Below are 15,559 nucleotides of genomic sequence, written 5' to 3'. Positions count from 1 at the left end.
CCGTGGCGCGTCAAGCCGAAGGCGCAGCGCTTGCCGCAGGCGCTTCACCGTTCAACTCGGCCAGGCGCTGGGGTGTGCCCACGTCAACCCAGGGCCCCGTGTACAAACGGCCCGCCAGCTTGCCCGCGTCAATCGCGCGCTCCAGGCTGGGCCGCAAGGCGGCCTTCTCGCCCGCTTGGATGCCCGCCACCATCGCAGGCCGGTACAGGCCAATGGTGGAGTAGGTGTAGGCCGATGTGCCTGCGGGTGCCTGGTCCTTGCGCATCACGCGGCCGTCGGCATTCAAGGCGAAGTCGCCTTGCGGCACATGCGCGGGGTTGGGCACCAGCCACATCTGCCCCCAGTCCTCGCCTTGCACAAAGGCTTCGGCGGCAGCCGCGTCAAAGCGAAAGCCCGGCACGTACACGTCACCGGCCAGCACCCAGAAGGCCTCGCCCAGCAAGGGCAGGGCCTTGGCCATGCCGCCAGCGGTTTCCAGCGCCCCGCCGTGGTCGCGGCCTTCCATCGAGTAATGAAGGCGCAAGCCCCAGCGAGCCCCATCGCCCAGCGCAGCCGGGAACTGGTCTTCCAGGTGCGCCGTGTTGATCACCACATCCCGCACACCATCACGCGCCAGCGCCTCCAGGTGCCACACGATCAAGGGCTTGCCCTGCACGCGGAGCAAAGGCTTGGGGGTGGTGTCGGTCAAGGGCCGCATGCGTTCGCCGCGGCCGGCGGCCAGGATCAGGGCAGTAAGCTGGGTCATGTCAGGAGGCTGCTTTCGCGTTCAGCCTCCCATTGTCATGCAGAGCGCACTTGCGGCCGGGCGGCCTGTGGTGTCAGGTGGAAGCGGTTGGCCCGCTTGAACGTACCGAAGTCATTGAAACGCACGCCCATCTCGCGCATCACCTGGTGGGCAATGCCCGCGTTCCACTGGCGCACATAGAAGGGCTCCTTCACCGCAAAGTGGTGGATGGCATGTGTGCTGCCAAAGTTGAAGCAGAACAACTGCAGTGGCATCAGCCACCAGGGGTTGAGCACCTGGCATTGCTGCATGGCGTTGCGCGCCTCTACATCGCCGTAGTAGTGCATGTTCGAGCTGATGAACTGGATGCTGAAGGTGCGCAGCAGGCTGGGCAGCATGTAGACCACGGCGAACACATCCAGGCGCTGCAAGGTGCTGGCGATCCAGTCCGGCCCGTGCAGGCCCACCAGGGGCATGCACCACATGGCCACATGCAGCACGATCCAGGCGTGGAACACGAAGTAGTACACCGTGCCCAAGGGGAAGAAGGCCGAAGCTTGCTCACGCAGCATCTGCGCAAATTCCTGCTTGCTGGCGGGTTGCTGGGCCTTCACGTAGGCGACCACGGCCTGGCGCATGGTCTTGGGGCGCAGCATCACACCCAGGATGTTGTCCGCCGTCATCAAGAGGCGGCGCAGGCCCCAGGTTTCACCGTTGGTGATGCCGCGCTCCTCCAGGTCCGACTCCGTGCCCGACACCTTGTGGTGGTGCAGGTGCAGCTTGCGGCGCACAAAGGGGTTGACCGTGCTGGCCCGCGCCAGCCAGCCCACCATCAGCATCAGGCTGTTGGCCCATGGCTTGCTGCGGAAGTACATCTGGTGGATGAGGTCGTGCTCCAGCTCGTGGATGAAGGACGCGAAGATGGCCGTGACCGGCACGCACAGCCACCACGGGATCTGGCCGTCGATGTAGAGCCAGCCGCTGGCGATCATGCCCAGCAGGGACACGACCATGATGGTGGCGCCGATGGCATCCTGGTGTCGCAACCAGGTGTGGCGCTGGCGCAGGTCGACACCTGCCTGCAACACCACCGAGCGGATGTGCTCTGACTTCTGCGCATCGCTCATGCGATCGGGGTTGATTCTTTTGCTCATGCTCTCCTCGTTGTACGCAATCGTGAACCACGAGCGTAACGAGCAGAGCCTCACATACGTGAGGGGCGATCAGGCCGAAAACCTGTCAATTCAGGCCAGGCTCTTGAGGGCGCTGCTGCGGGCGTTGGCGCTGGCGCCATTCACGTGGTGAAATCCCCGTCCACTTGGCAAAGGCCCGCGCGAAATTGGCGGGGTCCGTGTAACCCACGGCCTCGGCCACCTGCTTGATCGCCAGTGCCGGGTTGCCCAGCAGGCGCAGGCTGTCCTGGTGGCGGGCCTGGTCCAGCAAGGCTTGGAAGCTGCAGCCTTCGTCCTGCAAGCGGCGCTTGAGCGTGCGCTCCGACAGCAGCAGCTTTTGCGCCATGGCCGCCACATCGGGGTAGCGGCCATCCTTGCAGACCAGGTGGTGGCGCACCAGATCGGCCGTGGTCTGTTGTGCGGCCTTCTTGGCCATCTCCTGCTCGCAGCGGTCGATGGCCAGCTGCACGCTGACCGGGTCGGCTGAAGGGATGGGCTCATCCAGCATGCGCGCCGGGAAGCGGATCTGCACGGCCTGCTGCGCAAACTTGAAACGGGGCAGGCGGCCCTTGTAGCGCGCGTAGGCGACCGGTTCGGGGTAGGGCACCCAGATCTCGCTGGTCCAGCCTGAGGCGTTCGTGTCCGTGCCCATCACCTTGGCAAACAGGCTGCACAGCTCGACCAGCACCATGTCCAGAATCAGCGGCCGCGGGGGCCCCAGCGGCACGGTCTCATGCAGCTCGATCACCACCTGGTCGCCCTTGATGGACATGTCACTGCGGAACACCGATACCCGCGCCTGGAAGTAGCGCTCGCTGAACTCGATGGCCTCGCGCAAGGTGGCGCAACTGATCAAACCAAAGCCCACGAAGCCGTGCTTGGTCACCTGGCTGCGCAGGCCCAGTTCATAAGCCAGGCCGGCATCGCCGCCAAGGCGCAGGGCGTTGTTGAGCATGACCACGTACTGCCAGCCGCCGATCTGGGCGTGCTGATCCTGCAGCTGTGCCCGGCTGAGCTCGCTGCCGGCCAGGATGTCGTCCGCGGTATGGCCGCGCTCCGTCATCAAGGACAGCAGCGACAGCCCATAAGAGGCGGGGATCGTGGCGAGCCTGGGGGAGGGCAGTGACATGGGTGGTGATGCGGGGCGTACAACACAAACAGCTTCGCATTCTGTGGCATCCGGCCGCTGGCTGTGCACTCCATCACGAACGGCGGGGGTGAGCCTGCCATTGCAGCCCCTGAAATTCAAGTTGCGGGCCTGGGCGCCGATAGAAAGTCGCTGCCTGAGTGCGGCCGCTGATTCAAGTGGTCTTGCCGCAGCCTTTGATCATGTCAAGTTGAAGGACGTCGTTCATGAAACTCACAACCCAAGTCAAGGTTCTCACCGGCGGCATGCTGTCCGGCGTGATCGGGGTTTGCGCGCTGGCCTTGTCGCAATCGAATGGTGCAAGCCAGGGTGGCACGGCCACCGCCCTCGTCGTGCTGAGTACGGTGGTAGGCATCGGTGGTGTGTTCGGTGGCTTCCTGATCGTGCGCAACCTGGCGACCCGGCTGGCCTTTGCCAAGGCACAAGCGGATGAACTGGCCGCCCTGAACCTCACCGGCAGCCACAGCGGCGATCAAGGCAATGACGAGGTGGGCGAATTCGTCGCCGCACTGGATCGCATGCGCAACGAGATGTCCCATGTGGTCAGCACCGTGCGCCGCAACTCCGACAGCGTGGCCACGGCCAGCTCGCAGATTGCACAAGGCAACCAGGACCTGTCTGGCCGCACGGAACAGCAAGCCTCGTCGCTGCAGCAAACCGCTTCGTCCATGGAGCAGTTGGGCTCCACCGTGCGCCAGAACGCCGACAACGCCCGCCAGGCCAACCAGCTGGCGCAGGGCGCCTCCAGCGTGGCCGCACGCGGTGGCGAGGTGGTGTCCCAGGTGGTGGACACCATGAAGGGCATCAACGAAAGCTCGCGCAAGATCGCCGACATCATCAGCGTGATCGACGGCATCGCCTTCCAGACCAACATCCTGGCGCTGAACGCCGCGGTGGAAGCGGCCCGCGCAGGTGAACAAGGCCGAGGCTTTGCTGTGGTGGCCGGCGAAGTGCGCAACCTCGCGCAACGCAGCGCCGAGGCGGCCAAGGAAATCAAGAGCCTGATCAGCACCAGCGTGGACCGTGTCGAGCAAGGCACCGAACTGGTCGACCAGGCCGGCTCCACCATGCAGGAGATCGTGGCATCGATCAAGCGCGTGTCCGACATCATTGGCGAGATCAGCGCGGCCAGTGCCGAGCAAAGCAGCGGTGTGGCCCAGGTGGGTAACGCCGTCAGCCAGATGGACCAGGCCACGCAGCAGAACGCCGCGCTCGTTGAGCAAAGTGCCGCTGCGGCCGAGAGCCTCAAGCAGCAGGCGCAGCAACTGGTGCAGGCGGTGTCCGTGTTCAAGGTGGACCACGGCATGAGCCACGCCGCCAAGCCTTTCGTGACACCGGTGACACCCACGGCCACACCCAGCTTTGGCGGGCAAGAGCGCCGTGCTGGCAGCCGCGCGCCGCAGTTCAAGGCCGCTGCACCCAAGGCCATTGCGGCCCCGCGCGCCGAGCCCTACACGCCGCCGCCGGCCATCGAGGCCAAGAGCGAGCCTTCCAAGGGCGCCAGCGACGACTGGGAAACCTTCTGATCTGCCGCCATCGGCCTTGGGCCTGGCACCAAACCAACCCGGCTTCATGCCGGGTTTTTTCATGCCTGACGCGACCTGTCAATGGCCACCTGAAGCGGTTAGGTGTTACTGCTGATGCTTGGTGAAACCCCGCAAAACACCCCCCTTGATTTACTAAAGGCTAACCCTTGAAACAGGCCGTTTCTCCACGTTTTTACTGACCCGGTATGAGGGTAAGGGGTAGTGATCAAAACAGCGCACTGGGGCACCATTCTTACTACACCAACACGCTTTGCATGACGCAAGCACCCTGAGTCAACTAAGGAGTCTTGAGATGCGGTTTACCTCTATGTCCATTCGCTCGGTGACCCTTGCAGCGGCCATGCTGGCTGTCGGCGCTGCACACGCCAACCTGACGATCCCCACCAACGCCCTCGTGGCCAACTCGGTGCAGGCCTTCTCCTCCGAAGCAACGGATGCGTTTGCTGCTGGTGGCGTTGAAATCGCTGCACAGGGCAATGCCACGAACCCGACGGAAGGCAGCTACAGCTTCCCCATCACCTCGATCTCGATCGGCAGCGGCCTGAAGATCGCTGGTGGCCAAGCCAGTGGTTCGGCACTGCAATTGAGCCGTCTGGCCAAGGGCGCCGGCACCGTGGGCGTGACCATCGCCAACTTCACGATCAACTACAACACCAAGCAGGTGCTGGCAGACACCACCCCGATGGGCGGCACCACAGCCAAGCAGGCCCCCCTGTACAACTTCAACACGGCCACCCCGCTGGGCATCAAGTACAAGTTCCCGTTGAGCATCACCGCGCACGAGGTGCTGGACAACCTGACCCTGACGCCCGAGATGAACGCCACCATGAAGTCGGCCCTCAAGCTGACGCCTGCACTGGCTGCTGCGCTGGACTCCATCACCACCTTCGGCACGCTGACTCAGGACATCGTGGTGGCCTTCCGTCCGAAGCCTGTGTCGGCCACGCCTTACGTGCCCGCACCCTGATCGACCTTGCGCTTTGACCGATGGCCGCCATCGGTTCAGTGAGAAGCCCGCCCGTTCACCCGGCGCGGGCTTCGTGCTTTTTCGGGCACGCAGATCAAGCGCGGCCCCGTGTCAAAGCCACATGGGCCCGCAGCCACTGCACCGCGTCATGCGGGGACCCCAGGAAGCCCAGTTGCTTGCGCCGGCTGTGCATCGAGCCTGCCTGGCGCATGGATACCTCAACGGCACCCAGGGCCACGGCGCGGGCACGCTGCCCCCATGAAATATCGTAGTGATCGCCTTGATAGCGGTAGCGCGGCTGCCCGATGGCATCGGCCATCGCGTGCAGTTCGGCTTCGGTGTCGGCGATCATGTGGCAAAGCACATGGGGTCCCACCTGCGCGCGCATGTTGTCAACGTAAACAGTCACCACAGTCCTTCAACAAGTTGATGCGGTTCAGGTACTGTGCACTGCTCGTGAAGGCCATGACAAGATGTCGGGTAGCCACCAGCCTGCCCGATTGATCACTGCGCTTCACGCCATGCCACCCCGTCAAGCCCGACACCATCACCACGTCTACGTCGTCGAACTGGCCGACCAGGTCTGGAACGAGCCGAGCTTTCGCAAGGCCAACCCGGACTATCAACTGGGCAAACCATTTGTGTACGTCGGGATGACGGGGCTGGATCCGGATATCCGCTTTGATCGGCACAAGGCCGGCATCCAGTCCAACCGCTTTGTCACCCAGTACGGCCTGCGCCTGCTGCCAAGGCTGTACGAGGTCTTCAACCCCATGCCCTATGAAGCCGCCAGGGACATGGAGGTGGAGCTCGCCATTGGCTTGCGCGAAGAGGGTTATGGGGTGTGGCAGGCCTGAGGCAGGCCCAGCAGGGACGTCATCGACAGGGGGCTGGTGTACGTCGTGTGTCTGGGCATGCGCACGGCCGCTGTGCGCCGCTGGCCGTGTTGATCGGTGTAGAGCACCTTGAAAAGGTAGCTGGACGCATCGGTGTCCGACAACGCGATCTCGGTGATGTGATCGAGTGGCACTTGCCACTGCTTTGCAGCAAGCCTCAGCCCTTCTTCCGCAGCAGCCCGCCAGTGCGTCTCATCAAGCTGGGATGGCTTCTTGCTGCCAAGCGGTTTTGTCGTGTCGCGCGTATGGGAGTGACGATCAGGCATCCCGAGAACATCGGCATGGCTGCTGAACTACTTGAGCGCGCGGTTGCACTGGCGGTTATGCGCCGCCAGCATAGAAGAACTCTTCACGCACGATCTTGCCGTTCTCGACGGTGTACAGCGCGGCCTCTTCCATCTTGATCCTTTGACCTGATGGCTTGTGCGTCACGTCGTACTGAAAACCGACGATGAAGCGGTTGCCATGTGGCCAGGGCCCGGTCACCACAGCCGAATGAATTTCGTGGTTGTCCCTCCACCACTTGCTCTTGGCCTGCAACGCGGCGAGGCCCTTGACTTCTGTTTGGCCGCCCGGTGGTGCGAAGGCCTCGATACTGACTATTTCCTCGGAATACAGCACCTTGGCGTCGGCGTTTTTGCCCTGCTTGCACAGGTCAACCAGCTTGTTTGCGATGTCGAGCGTGCTCATGGACGGCCCTTTCAATTGGGCGTTGGCGGCGAAGGCCAACAGCAAAGTGCAGATCTGGGTGGGACTGTTGGGCTTGACGGCATTGGCTGCACCATTCTGGATGCCAGTCACGAATGCGTAAGCCTCACACCGATGCGGGATCTCCCCGCATGCTGGTCAACTGTCAATTTTCTTGGTTTGCTTCGGAGGCACCTTTGTGCCCGGCTTATGAGGCTTCAGATCAGTGATCACGGTGTCGCGTACAGAAGCACTGCCGCCCGAACAAAAGGTTCCGGAAAAACCGGGGCGGCCTGAATTGGTGTCCAGCGTTGGCGTCCCACCAGCGGCGGCGCATTGAGTACGCGTTGTTGCCAACGATGTTGTTGCGCCAACGATGGCGATGAGAAGAAGAGCAAGTTGCTTGGTCTGCATGTGGACTCCCTTGAGGTGTACTTTGCATTTTGGGCGCCCACTGTGGCGATGCCAGACCTAACCTTAGGGGCTGCTCATCCCAGAATCAGACACGGGCGTCTTGCCTGAAGACTCCCGGCCGAATGACTGTCAACGAAGAAACCCGCCTCATCTGGTGCAGGCGGGTTTCAGGTCGTTGCGATGGCGGCCATCAGCAGGACAAGGGCGAGTCTGCGCGCGCAATGTGTCTGATTGGTTGCTGCAGGTCTCGCACTCACGTAAAGTGCATGACGCACGCCATTGGCGGAAGTGCCGCCGATTGGTGGGATTTGCCGAGGGTGAGCGCCGTATGTAGTCAGGCCAGTGAGTCCTCTGCCTGGCCAGCAGTCCGAACGAGTACGCGCCGCTTTGGTTTCAAGGATGACCACATCCAAAACCGGCTGTTCTGTAGAACAGAGCCTGGATGTAGAAAAGCCCCGTGCACTGAAACCAGCGTACGGGGCCTTTGAATACTGGTGGCGCTTCAGGGATTCGAACCCCGGACCTGCGGATTATGATTCCGTCGCTCTAACCGGCTGAGCTAAAGCGCCATCGAGACCAAGATTCTATGACAGATTTTTGGCCTTGTGCAAGCCCCGGCAAAAAATTTCAATCAAACAAGTCCGCCTCTTGAAATCGTGCACGATGGCCATCACATGTCAGGCGCCGGCCTGACGCGGCCACCGCGCGGGCCCGGGCTTTTTTTTCAGAGCCAAGCTTTCCCTGCAACCCTTTGTTTGCCAATAGAACACGCCATGACCAAGCAAACCCACACCTTCCAGGCCGAGGTCAAGCAATTGCTGCACCTCGTGACGCACGCGCTGTACTCCAACAAGGAGATCTTCCTGCGCGAGCTGATCTCCAACGCCTCGGACGCCTGTGACAAGCTGCGCTTTGAAGCGCTGGACAACAGCGGCCTGTATGAAGACGCGCCCAATCTGGAAGTGCGCATCCTGGTCGACAAGGCCAACAAGACGCTGACCATCCGCGACAACGGCATTGGCATGAGCGCGGCCGAGGCCATCGACCACCTGGGCACCATCGCCAAGAGCGGCACCAAGGAGTTCATGGGCCGCCTCTCGGGTGACCAGCAAAAGGACGCGCAGCTCATCGGCCAGTTCGGCGTGGGCTTTTACAGCGGCTACATCGTGGCCGACCGCATCACCGTGGAGTCGCGCCGCGCCGGCCTGCCCGCCGCAGAAGGCGTGCGCTGGAGCAGCGAAGGCACGGGTGATTTCGAGGTCGACACCATCGACAAGCCCACCCGCGGCACCGACATCATCCTGCACCTGCGCGATGGCGAAGAAGAGTTCCTCACCGCCTGGAAGCTGCGCGGCATCATCGGCAAATACTCCGACCACATCTCCCTGCCCATCCTCATGCAAAAGGAAGAGTGGGACGCTGAAAAGAGCGAGCAAGTCACCAAAGACGAGTGGGAAACCGTCAACCAGGCTGCCGCCTTGTGGAGCCGCTCCAAGAGCGACATCACCGAAGAGCAATACAACGAGTTCTACAAGCAGATCAGCCACGACAGCGAGGCCCCGCTGGCCTACACGCACAACCGCGTCGAAGGTCGCAGCGAGTACACGCAGCTGCTGTACGTGCCTGCCAAGGCACCGTACGACATGTGGAACCGCGACAAGCGTGGTGGCCTCAAGCTCTACGTCAAGCGCGTCTTCATCATGGACGACGCCGAAGCCCTGCTGCCCAGCTACCTGCGCTTCGTCAAGGGCGTGGTTGACAGCGCGGACCTGCCACTCAACGTCAGCCGCGAGATCCTGCAAGAGAGCCGTGACGTCAAGGCCATCCGCGAAGGCTGCACCAAGCGCATCCTGTCCATGCTCGAAGACATGGCCCACCACGATGACGCCGCCATGCGCGACAAGTACGCCGCCTTCTACAAGGAGTTCGGCACCGTGCTCAAGGAAGGCATCGGTGAAGACTTCGCCAATCGCGAGCGCCTGGCCAAGCTCTTCCGCTTTGCGTCCACGCAGGCTGATGAGGGTGTGTCACTGGCCGACTACGTCAGCCGCATGAAGGAAGGCCAGGATGCCATCTACGTGATCACGGCCGATTCACTGGCCACCGCCAAGAACAGCCCGCAGCTTGAGATCTTCAAGAAGAAGGGCATCGAGGTGCTGCTGCTGACCGACCGTGTCGACGAGTGGCTGCTCTCGCACCTGTACGAGTTCGAAGGCAAGCCGCTGCAAAGCGTGGCCAAGGGCGCCGTGGACCTGGGCAAGCTGCAAGACGACGAAGAAAAGAAGAAGGCCGAAGAAGCCGCCGAGCAGTTCAAGCCCCTGCTGGAGCGCCTGCAGGCTTCGCTCAAGGACGTGGCCAAGGAAGTGCGCGTCACCACGCGCCTGGTGGACTCGCCGGCCTGCCTGGTCACGGGTGAGGGCGATGTGTCCGGTCACCTGGCGCGCCTGCTCAAGCAAGCTGGCCAGAACTCCCCCGACACCAAGCCCACGCTGGAGATCAACCCGGAGCACGCCCTGGTCAAGAAGCTCGACACCAGCGAGCACTTTGATGACCTGGCTCATATCCTGTTTGACCAGGCCTTGCTGGCCGAAGGTGGGCAACTGGAAGACCCGGCCGCCTATGTGCGCCGCGTCAACGCCTTGCTGGCGACCGCGTCGGTCTGATCGGCGGGTCAGCCCCGCTGATGGGCCATCTTGGGATGGTGGCCCATCTCATCGGGCTTGTGGGGCTCGCTGTCTGACGATGACTGGGGGTTGGGCATGCCGTCAAAGCGGCTGTCCATCGCAAAGAAGGAGTCCTGCGCGAAGCTGGACTCTGCCCAGCGCGCGGCCCGTTCCGCACGCCGCTCCTTGAGCTTGCGTGCGAGTTGGTCGCCCGCATCGTGCAGGCGCTCCGGCGAAAACTGGGCTTGCTCTGCACTGGTGCCCATGGGGCCCAGTGCCCAGCCCGCCATCAGGTGGGCCGATGGCCATTGGCCGGGCAGGCAGCGCACATAACGCACACGGCAGGCTTCCAGCACGGCTTCCTTGAGCTTCTGGGATTTGCGTGTGGCCTTGCCCGGGTTGGTTTCAATGTCGATGACCGACACGACAACGCCATTGGGTGAGCACACGGCCATGGACACGTGCAAGGCCTGCAGGCGCTCGTACCAGGCTTTGGCATCACTGGCATCGGCAGACTGGCAAAAGCGCAGCAGGCTGACCTTGGCCAGGATGACGTGGTGGGGCAGGGCGGCGCGCAACTCGCGGTAAAGCGCGCGCTCATGCACACTGAACAGCGGCCTGGCGTTCAGATTCCAGCGTGCTGGCCAGCGGCGGCGTGCAGCGCGGGTGGCGAACTGCTGCCAGGCGCGGCCCAGAAAGATGCCGCCAGCCAGGGCGGACAGCACAATGCCCCAGAAGATCGGATCGGACCCCATGTCACCCCCTAAACAAGTGTGGGGATATTACGGGGTTTTGTCACGAAAACAATCCCCAGGCGGAGGGCGCTCAATCAGGGGGCACGCAGCGTCGCTAGTTTGGCGCGATCAGCATCTTCACCCAGTCACTGATGTGCATCACGCGGTATTTGACGCGGTAAATCACCTCGGCAGCCAGGGATTGCAGCGAACTGTCCAAGTGGGTGCCCACGGTGTCGGGTGGCAACTTCAGCCACGCTTCGGCGTCCGGGCCGTCCCGCTCGACGATGGCGCCGGCTTTGGCGGCAATGCGCAGCATGGGGGCGTTTTCTGTCAGCGCATGGATCATCATGTGGCTGGCATGCTGGTTGCGCGCGTGGGTGATGGCGTGCATGAACAGGCGCATGCCCAGGCCTCGGCCGCGTCCTTCCGGCAGCACCGACACGCCAAACTCCATGGCACGGCCGCGAGAGGACTGGTCGCCGTTCGGGCCCTTGCCGGGCATGGCGGCCAGGTGGGCCACGGCCACCAGTTGCAGCTTGCGGTTGAAGATGCCAAACACCTCGTCGCGCTTGAAGTCGATCGAGGCCACGTACTTGTTGAGCTGGTCGGACGTCACCGGCGAGCCAAAGCGCAGGTAGCGGTCGTGCTCGTCCAGGTGCAGCAGGTGATCCAGGATGCGGTGGCGGTGCCGTGCATGCAGGTCACGGATGGGGATCCAGCCCTCAGGCGTGCCGGCCTTCGGCGGCGGCGCTTCCTGTGGGCGGATGGTCAGGTCCTTGGCGCTCAGGCCGAACCTGTCCGGGTGTTGATCATGTGGCTTCACTGCGGTCATCTCTGACCCCTTTCTGAACCCTCAGCGACTGACGTTGTTTTCAGTATGTGCGATTCGTCTCTCTGTCAAAGCCGAAGTAGCGATACAAACCTAGGGTTACTACTTAATTTCGGCAACTATACAGCTTACTAAAAGGCCGTGGGTTTGGTGGGCCTGATGTGCGTCAACTCTTGCACGGCCGCTGCAACTTTGTGTTGCCGGTTTGGGCCACTTGCAGCAAGGGTTGAAAGCCGGCTATACTCTGCGGTTCCCGACATGGTTGCCGGGAGGGTTTCGTTTGTGCCTGCAGGTTTCTTGCAGCGCGTTGCGAGGCCTGGGGCGGTTGGCGGTAGAGCCTGCGTTGTTTTTGCAGGTGATGCGCCATCAGTGCCCTGTTGTCTGAGAGGCCACCACATCCTAAGAAGTGGCACCAATGACAGCAGTCAACCAGCTTTACCACTTAGGAAATCTCATGAAGACCTTCAGCGCCAAGCCGGCCGAGGTAGTGCACGAGTGGTTTGTGATCGACGCCACCGATAAGGTGCTCGGACGAGTAGCCAGCGAAGTTGCTCTCCGTTTGCGTGGAAAACACAAGGCCATCTACACGCCTCACGTAGACACCGGTGACTTCATCGTCATCGTCAACGCAGACAAGATTCGCGTCACTGGCACCAAGGCCAATGACAAGGTGTACTACCGTCACTCGGGCTTCCCCGGCGGTATCTACGCCACGAAGTTCAAGGACATGCAAGCCAAGCACCCTGGCCGCGCCATCGAAAAGGCCGTCAAGGGCATGCTGCCCAAGGGTCCCCTGGGCTACGCCATGATCAAGAAGCTGAAGGTCTATGCAGGCGGTGAGCATCCTCACGCAGCCCAGCAGCCCAAGGCCCTGGAAATCTAAGGAGCGGCCACATGATTGGTAACTGGAACTATGGCACCGGCCGTCGCAAGTCGTCCGTCGCTCGCGTCTTCATCAAGAAGGGCACTGGCCAGATCATCGTCAACGGTAAGCCTGTCGAACAATACTTCGGCCGTCAAACCTCGATCATGGTCGTCAAGCAACCTCTGGTGCTGACCAACAACGTCGAACTGTTCGACGTCAAGGTCAACGTGCACGGTGGTGGCGAATCCGGTCAAGCCGGCGCTGTGCGCCACGGCGTGACCCGCGCTCTGATCGACTTCGACGCCACGTTGAAGCCTGAACTGAGCCGCGCTGGTTTCGTGACCCGCGATGCCCGTGAAGTCGAACGTAAGAAGGTCGGTCTGCACGGCGCTCGTCGCAGGAAGCAGTTCAGCAAGCGCTGATCCTTCCCTTTTTGCTGGCCGGTGCGTGCATCGGCTGCAAAAACCAAAAGCCCGCCATTGGCTCTGCCTGGCGGGCTTTTGCATTGGGTGCTTGATCTGGCTGTGCGCCGTGTGGTGCTGCTCAGAAGGCCTGGTTGAAGCGCACACCCAAAGCCAGTTGTGATGGTGCGTTGCCATCGTGATCCGGGTGTACGCGCAGGGCAGCCACAGCGCTCACCGAGGTGGTGGTGCTCAGGCGGGTCACGTAGCGCGTTTCGGCGGTCCACTCGCGCGCTGTGGGCGACAGGTTCACGGTGTGGGTGCCGTAGATGGGGTCGCCTGTTGCCTCATTCACGCCGGTGACCACGCTGTAGGTCAGGGTGCCGCTGCGCGCGCGCAAAGGCGCGTTGAGCGTGAAGCTCAGCCGGTCGTCGGCGCGCCAGTTGTCCTGGCGAACCAGGCCAATGCCGTAGCCATCGGCGCGCACATCGGTGCCGGCCATCAGCATGCCGCTGGCGCTGGGCGCGGCTGTACGCGTGCGGCTGACGGCGCCCGTCAAGGTCCAGTTGGCGTTCAAGGCCCAGGCACCGCTGACGGTGATGCCGCTCGTGCCTGTTTGCTGGTTCAGGCCCAACTGGCGCTTCGAGTAGCCGCCCAGCATGCCCTGTTCGGTCAGTTGGCCCGCTGAGACGTTCAAGGCTTGTGTGCCGTTCTCGTAGCTCAACTCCATCAGGTTCACATCACCAGAAGCCGCGTCATAAGACTTGGACCGCGCAGCGGCCACACGCCCTGTCCAGTGGCGGCCCAAAGGCAGTGCCATGGCTGCAAACTGATGATTGGGCGCAAAGCCCAGCAAGGGGTTGCCCAGCGCGCTGTCGGTGCCGCTCAGGCGCGAGGCCAGGCTGCTGCCCATCAGGCCCAGGCTCATGCCGGACAGCCCGCCGTCGCCGGCGCTCAGGCTCAGGCCGGAGGCCTGGCGCAGCATCACCACGGAGGCGTCTGTGCGCTGCACATGGTTCCAGGGCTCGCCGCTCTGGTTGTGGGCGCTCACACGCAGCGACTGCTGCACCTCGGTCTGGCGCGATTGCAGCCGGGTCAGCCGGCTGCCGGAGCTCAGCACCTGCTCGGCGGCATCCAGCATGCGGTCGGGGCGGCCCAGCACGCTGTTGAGGGTCATCACGCTGCGCCCGCTCAGGGCTGCGCCTTCATCGCTGGTGTAGTTGCGGCCGTATTCGTCGAACACCTCGGTCTTCAGGCCCTGAAAGGCGGACGGGGTGCTCACGCTCGGGCGTGTGCTGACCACACCCGTGGTGTTCAGCGACACGGTGGTGCGGCTGCCATTGGCGGTGCGGTAGGTGTAGCTCCCAATGGGCGAGAGCGCGCGGTTCACATTGAGCATGCCCCGGCCATAGACGGCGTCCACGCCAGGCGCGCCCAGGTCATCGGCCGTGTTGAGCATGATGGCGGCCACCTGGTTGGCCCGCAGATAGGGCCAGTAGCCCGTGATCAAGGCAGCAGCGCCCGACACGGCCGGTGCCGCCATGGAGGTGCCCGTCAGGTAGGCATAGCCCGTGCCATACGCGGAGATGATGTTGACGCCGGGCGCGACCAGGTAGTACTGGGCCGTGTCCCCCGCCTTGTTTGAAAAGGACGCCAGGCGTTTGTTGCCGTCCACCGCGCCGACCACGATCATGGTGCCGTTGGTCCAGCTTTCCCTGGCGTAGCGGCTCGGCCAGTTGGGGTTGCTCGCGCTGTCGTTGCCGGCGGCGACCACCATCACGGCATTGTTGCTGGCGGCCACGGCGCGCAAGGAGGCGTCGCCCGTGGGGCTGGTGGCGCCCAGGCTGAGGTTGATCACGCGCGCGCCGTTGGCTGCAGCGTAATCGATGCCCCGGTTGATGGCCGATGCCGCAGCCGTGCCACCGTTGAACACCTTGATCATCAGGACGCTGGCCTGTGGCGCCACACCGTACATGCCCGTGCCATTGCCGGGTGCGGCCAGGATGCCGGTGGTGTGGGTGCCGTGGTTGAGGTTGTCGGCAACGTCGCTGCTGCCGTCCACCGCGTTGTAGCCGCGCAGGATGTGGCTGTTGTTGCTGAACTCGGGGTTGGCCAGGTTCAGGCCGGTGTCCAGCATGGCCACGATCACGCCCTCACCCAGGATGCCCTGGTTGTGGATGTTGCGCATGCCCAGTTGGTTGACCGTGGTGGACCAGTTGTATTCGCTCGTCGTCGGCGCAAAGGTCTGGGCGGCTGCCAGCTGGCAAGCGCTGGCCAGTGCCGTCATGAGGAAGAAGTGGTGCAGTTTGCGCATGGCCGACAGCGAAGTTGATGACGGTGGAAAGGGGCCCACCGATCCCGTGGCTGCCCATGGTTTCGGATGTCGGAAGCGGAACTTGATCAAGTGACGTGAAGGAATGCACACTGCAGGACACTTTGTGATCGATGTCACAACTGAGCGGGCAAACAAGGTGGTCTTTCCATGGCAGTTACATGGATCAGCGCAAGGA

The 15,559-nt window shown here is 62.9% G+C and carries 15 protein-coding genes, 1 tRNA gene and 1 pseudogene; 6 read left to right on the top strand and 11 right to left on the bottom strand.

Annotation, left to right across the window (positions count from 1 at the left end; genetic code table 11):
- Positions 1-10: 10 nt before the first annotated feature.
- From murU to HY019_RS04655, 3 genes are all read right to left on the bottom strand, one after another.
- Complete coding sequence (gene murU, locus HY019_RS04665) at positions 11-745, bottom strand: N-acetylmuramate alpha-1-phosphate uridylyltransferase MurU (RefSeq protein ID WP_290688733.1); 735 nt, start codon at positions 743-745, stop codon at positions 11-13.
- Between the two features lie 35 nt (positions 746-780).
- Positions 781-1,878 carry a fatty acid desaturase gene (locus HY019_RS04660; RefSeq protein ID WP_290688732.1) on the bottom strand — a complete coding sequence of 366 codons (1,098 nt, stop codon included), beginning with the start codon at positions 1,876-1,878 and terminating at the stop codon, positions 781-783.
- 85 nt (positions 1,879-1,963) lie between these two features.
- Positions 1,964-3,025 (bottom strand): AraC family transcriptional regulator, encoded by a 1,062-nt coding sequence (locus tag HY019_RS04655; RefSeq protein ID WP_290688731.1) that lies wholly within the window; start codon positions 3,023-3,025, stop codon positions 1,964-1,966.
- A 518-nt stretch (positions 3,026-3,543) separates the two neighbouring features.
- Between HY019_RS04655 and HY019_RS04650 the strand changes: the two are divergent.
- Positions 3,544-4,569: pseudogene (locus HY019_RS04650) on the top strand (methyl-accepting chemotaxis protein); the annotation flags it as partial.
- A 313-nt stretch (positions 4,570-4,882) separates the two neighbouring features.
- Positions 4,883-5,557: a hypothetical protein gene (locus HY019_RS04645; protein ID WP_290688729.1), complete on the top strand. Its 675-nt coding sequence runs from the start codon at positions 4,883-4,885 to the stop codon at positions 5,555-5,557.
- Positions 5,558-5,651: 94 nt separating this feature from the next.
- Here the strand turns inward: HY019_RS04645 and HY019_RS04640 are convergent, their stop codons facing one another.
- A complete protein-coding gene (locus tag HY019_RS04640) occupies positions 5,652-5,966 on the bottom strand; it encodes a DUF4031 domain-containing protein (protein WP_290688727.1) in 315 nt (104 codons plus the stop codon).
- Positions 5,967-6,078: 112 nt separating this feature from the next.
- Here HY019_RS04640 and HY019_RS04635 point away from each other — a divergent pair, with 112 nt between their 5' ends.
- Positions 6,079-6,414: a hypothetical protein gene (locus HY019_RS04635; protein ID WP_290688725.1), complete on the top strand. Its 336-nt coding sequence runs from the start codon at positions 6,079-6,081 to the stop codon at positions 6,412-6,414.
- On the opposite strand, the gene HY019_RS04630 is transcribed toward HY019_RS04635, so the two are convergent.
- The 4 genes from HY019_RS04630 to HY019_RS04615 form a co-directional block, all read right to left on the bottom strand.
- Positions 6,393-6,587 (bottom strand): hypothetical protein, encoded by a 195-nt coding sequence (locus HY019_RS04630; RefSeq protein ID WP_290688724.1) that lies wholly within the window; start codon positions 6,585-6,587, stop codon positions 6,393-6,395. The genes HY019_RS04635 and HY019_RS04630 overlap by 22 nt on opposite strands.
- Before the next feature lie 187 nt (positions 6,588-6,774).
- Positions 6,775-7,254, bottom strand: a complete 480-nt coding sequence (locus HY019_RS04625) for a nuclear transport factor 2 family protein (protein ID WP_290688722.1) — start codon at positions 7,252-7,254, stop codon at positions 6,775-6,777.
- A 45-nt stretch (positions 7,255-7,299) separates the two neighbouring features.
- Positions 7,300-7,554 carry a hypothetical protein gene (locus HY019_RS04620; protein ID WP_290688721.1) on the bottom strand — a complete coding sequence of 85 codons (255 nt, stop codon included), beginning with the start codon at positions 7,552-7,554 and terminating at the stop codon, positions 7,300-7,302.
- Positions 7,555-8,046: 492 nt separating this feature from the next.
- Positions 8,047-8,123: transfer RNA gene (locus tag HY019_RS04615), tRNA-Met, on the bottom strand.
- Between the two features lie 204 nt (positions 8,124-8,327).
- Here HY019_RS04615 and htpG point away from each other — a divergent pair.
- On the top strand, positions 8,328-10,217 hold the full coding sequence (gene htpG, locus HY019_RS04610; protein WP_290688719.1) for a molecular chaperone HtpG: 1,890 nt from the start codon (positions 8,328-8,330) through the stop codon (positions 10,215-10,217).
- 8 nt (positions 10,218-10,225) lie between these two features.
- Here the strand turns inward: htpG and HY019_RS04605 are convergent, their stop codons facing one another.
- The gene (locus HY019_RS04605) at positions 10,226-10,972 is read right to left on the bottom strand and encodes a DUF2726 domain-containing protein (protein ID WP_290688717.1); all 747 of its coding nucleotides are present in this window, start codon (positions 10,970-10,972) and stop codon (positions 10,226-10,228) included.
- Between the two features lie 94 nt (positions 10,973-11,066).
- Positions 11,067-11,786, bottom strand: a complete 720-nt coding sequence (locus tag HY019_RS04600) for a GNAT family N-acetyltransferase (RefSeq protein ID WP_290688715.1) — start codon at positions 11,784-11,786, stop codon at positions 11,067-11,069.
- A gap of 451 nt (positions 11,787-12,237) precedes the next feature.
- On the opposite strand from HY019_RS04600, the gene rplM reads away from it, so the two are divergent.
- Both rplM and rpsI read left to right on the top strand, forming a co-directional pair.
- Entirely contained in the window at positions 12,238-12,666 is a 429-nt protein-coding gene (rplM, locus tag HY019_RS04595) for a 50S ribosomal protein L13 (RefSeq protein ID WP_290639065.1), read from the top strand.
- Between the two features lie 11 nt (positions 12,667-12,677).
- The gene (gene rpsI, locus HY019_RS04590) at positions 12,678-13,070 is read left to right on the top strand and encodes a 30S ribosomal protein S9 (RefSeq protein ID WP_290674131.1); all 393 of its coding nucleotides are present in this window, start codon (positions 12,678-12,680) and stop codon (positions 13,068-13,070) included.
- 121 nt (positions 13,071-13,191) lie between these two features.
- On the opposite strand, the gene HY019_RS04585 is transcribed toward rpsI, so the two are convergent.
- Positions 13,192-15,363 carry a S8 family peptidase gene (locus tag HY019_RS04585; protein ID WP_290688713.1) on the bottom strand — a complete coding sequence of 724 codons (2,172 nt, stop codon included), beginning with the start codon at positions 15,361-15,363 and terminating at the stop codon, positions 13,192-13,194.
- Positions 15,364-15,559 lie beyond the last annotated feature (196 nt).

The organism is Aquabacterium sp., assembly GCF_016195855.1.
GTDB lineage: Bacteria > Pseudomonadota > Gammaproteobacteria > Burkholderiales > Burkholderiaceae_C > Aquabacterium.
This window is presented reverse-complemented; position numbering and strand designations above follow the sequence as displayed.

Coding starts and splice junctions, on each gene's coding strand:
- murU (WP_290688733.1), bottom strand. CDS start 745: ATGACCCAGCTTACTGCCCTGATCCTGGCCGCCGGCCGCGGCGAACGC.
- HY019_RS04660 (WP_290688732.1), bottom strand. CDS start 1,878: ATGAGCAAAAGAATCAACCCCGATCGCATGAGCGATGCGCAGAAGTCA.
- HY019_RS04655 (WP_290688731.1), bottom strand. CDS start 3,025: ATGTCACTGCCCTCCCCCAGGCTCGCCACGATCCCCGCCTCTTATGGG.
- HY019_RS04645 (WP_290688729.1), top strand. CDS start 4,883: ATGCGGTTTACCTCTATGTCCATTCGCTCGGTGACCCTTGCAGCGGCC.
- HY019_RS04635 (WP_290688725.1), top strand. CDS start 6,079: ATGCCACCCCGTCAAGCCCGACACCATCACCACGTCTACGTCGTCGAA.
- HY019_RS04620 (WP_290688721.1), bottom strand. CDS start 7,554: ATGCAGACCAAGCAACTTGCTCTTCTTCTCATCGCCATCGTTGGCGCA.
- htpG (WP_290688719.1), top strand. CDS start 8,328: ATGACCAAGCAAACCCACACCTTCCAGGCCGAGGTCAAGCAATTGCTG.
- HY019_RS04605 (WP_290688717.1), bottom strand. CDS start 10,972: ATGGGGTCCGATCCGATCTTCTGGGGCATTGTGCTGTCCGCCCTGGCT.
- HY019_RS04600 (WP_290688715.1), bottom strand. CDS start 11,786: ATGACCGCAGTGAAGCCACATGATCAACACCCGGACAGGTTCGGCCTG.
- rplM (WP_290639065.1), top strand. CDS start 12,238: ATGAAGACCTTCAGCGCCAAGCCGGCCGAGGTAGTGCACGAGTGGTTT.
- rpsI (WP_290674131.1), top strand. CDS start 12,678: ATGATTGGTAACTGGAACTATGGCACCGGCCGTCGCAAGTCGTCCGTC.
- HY019_RS04585 (WP_290688713.1), bottom strand. CDS start 15,363: ATGCGCAAACTGCACCACTTCTTCCTCATGACGGCACTGGCCAGCGCT.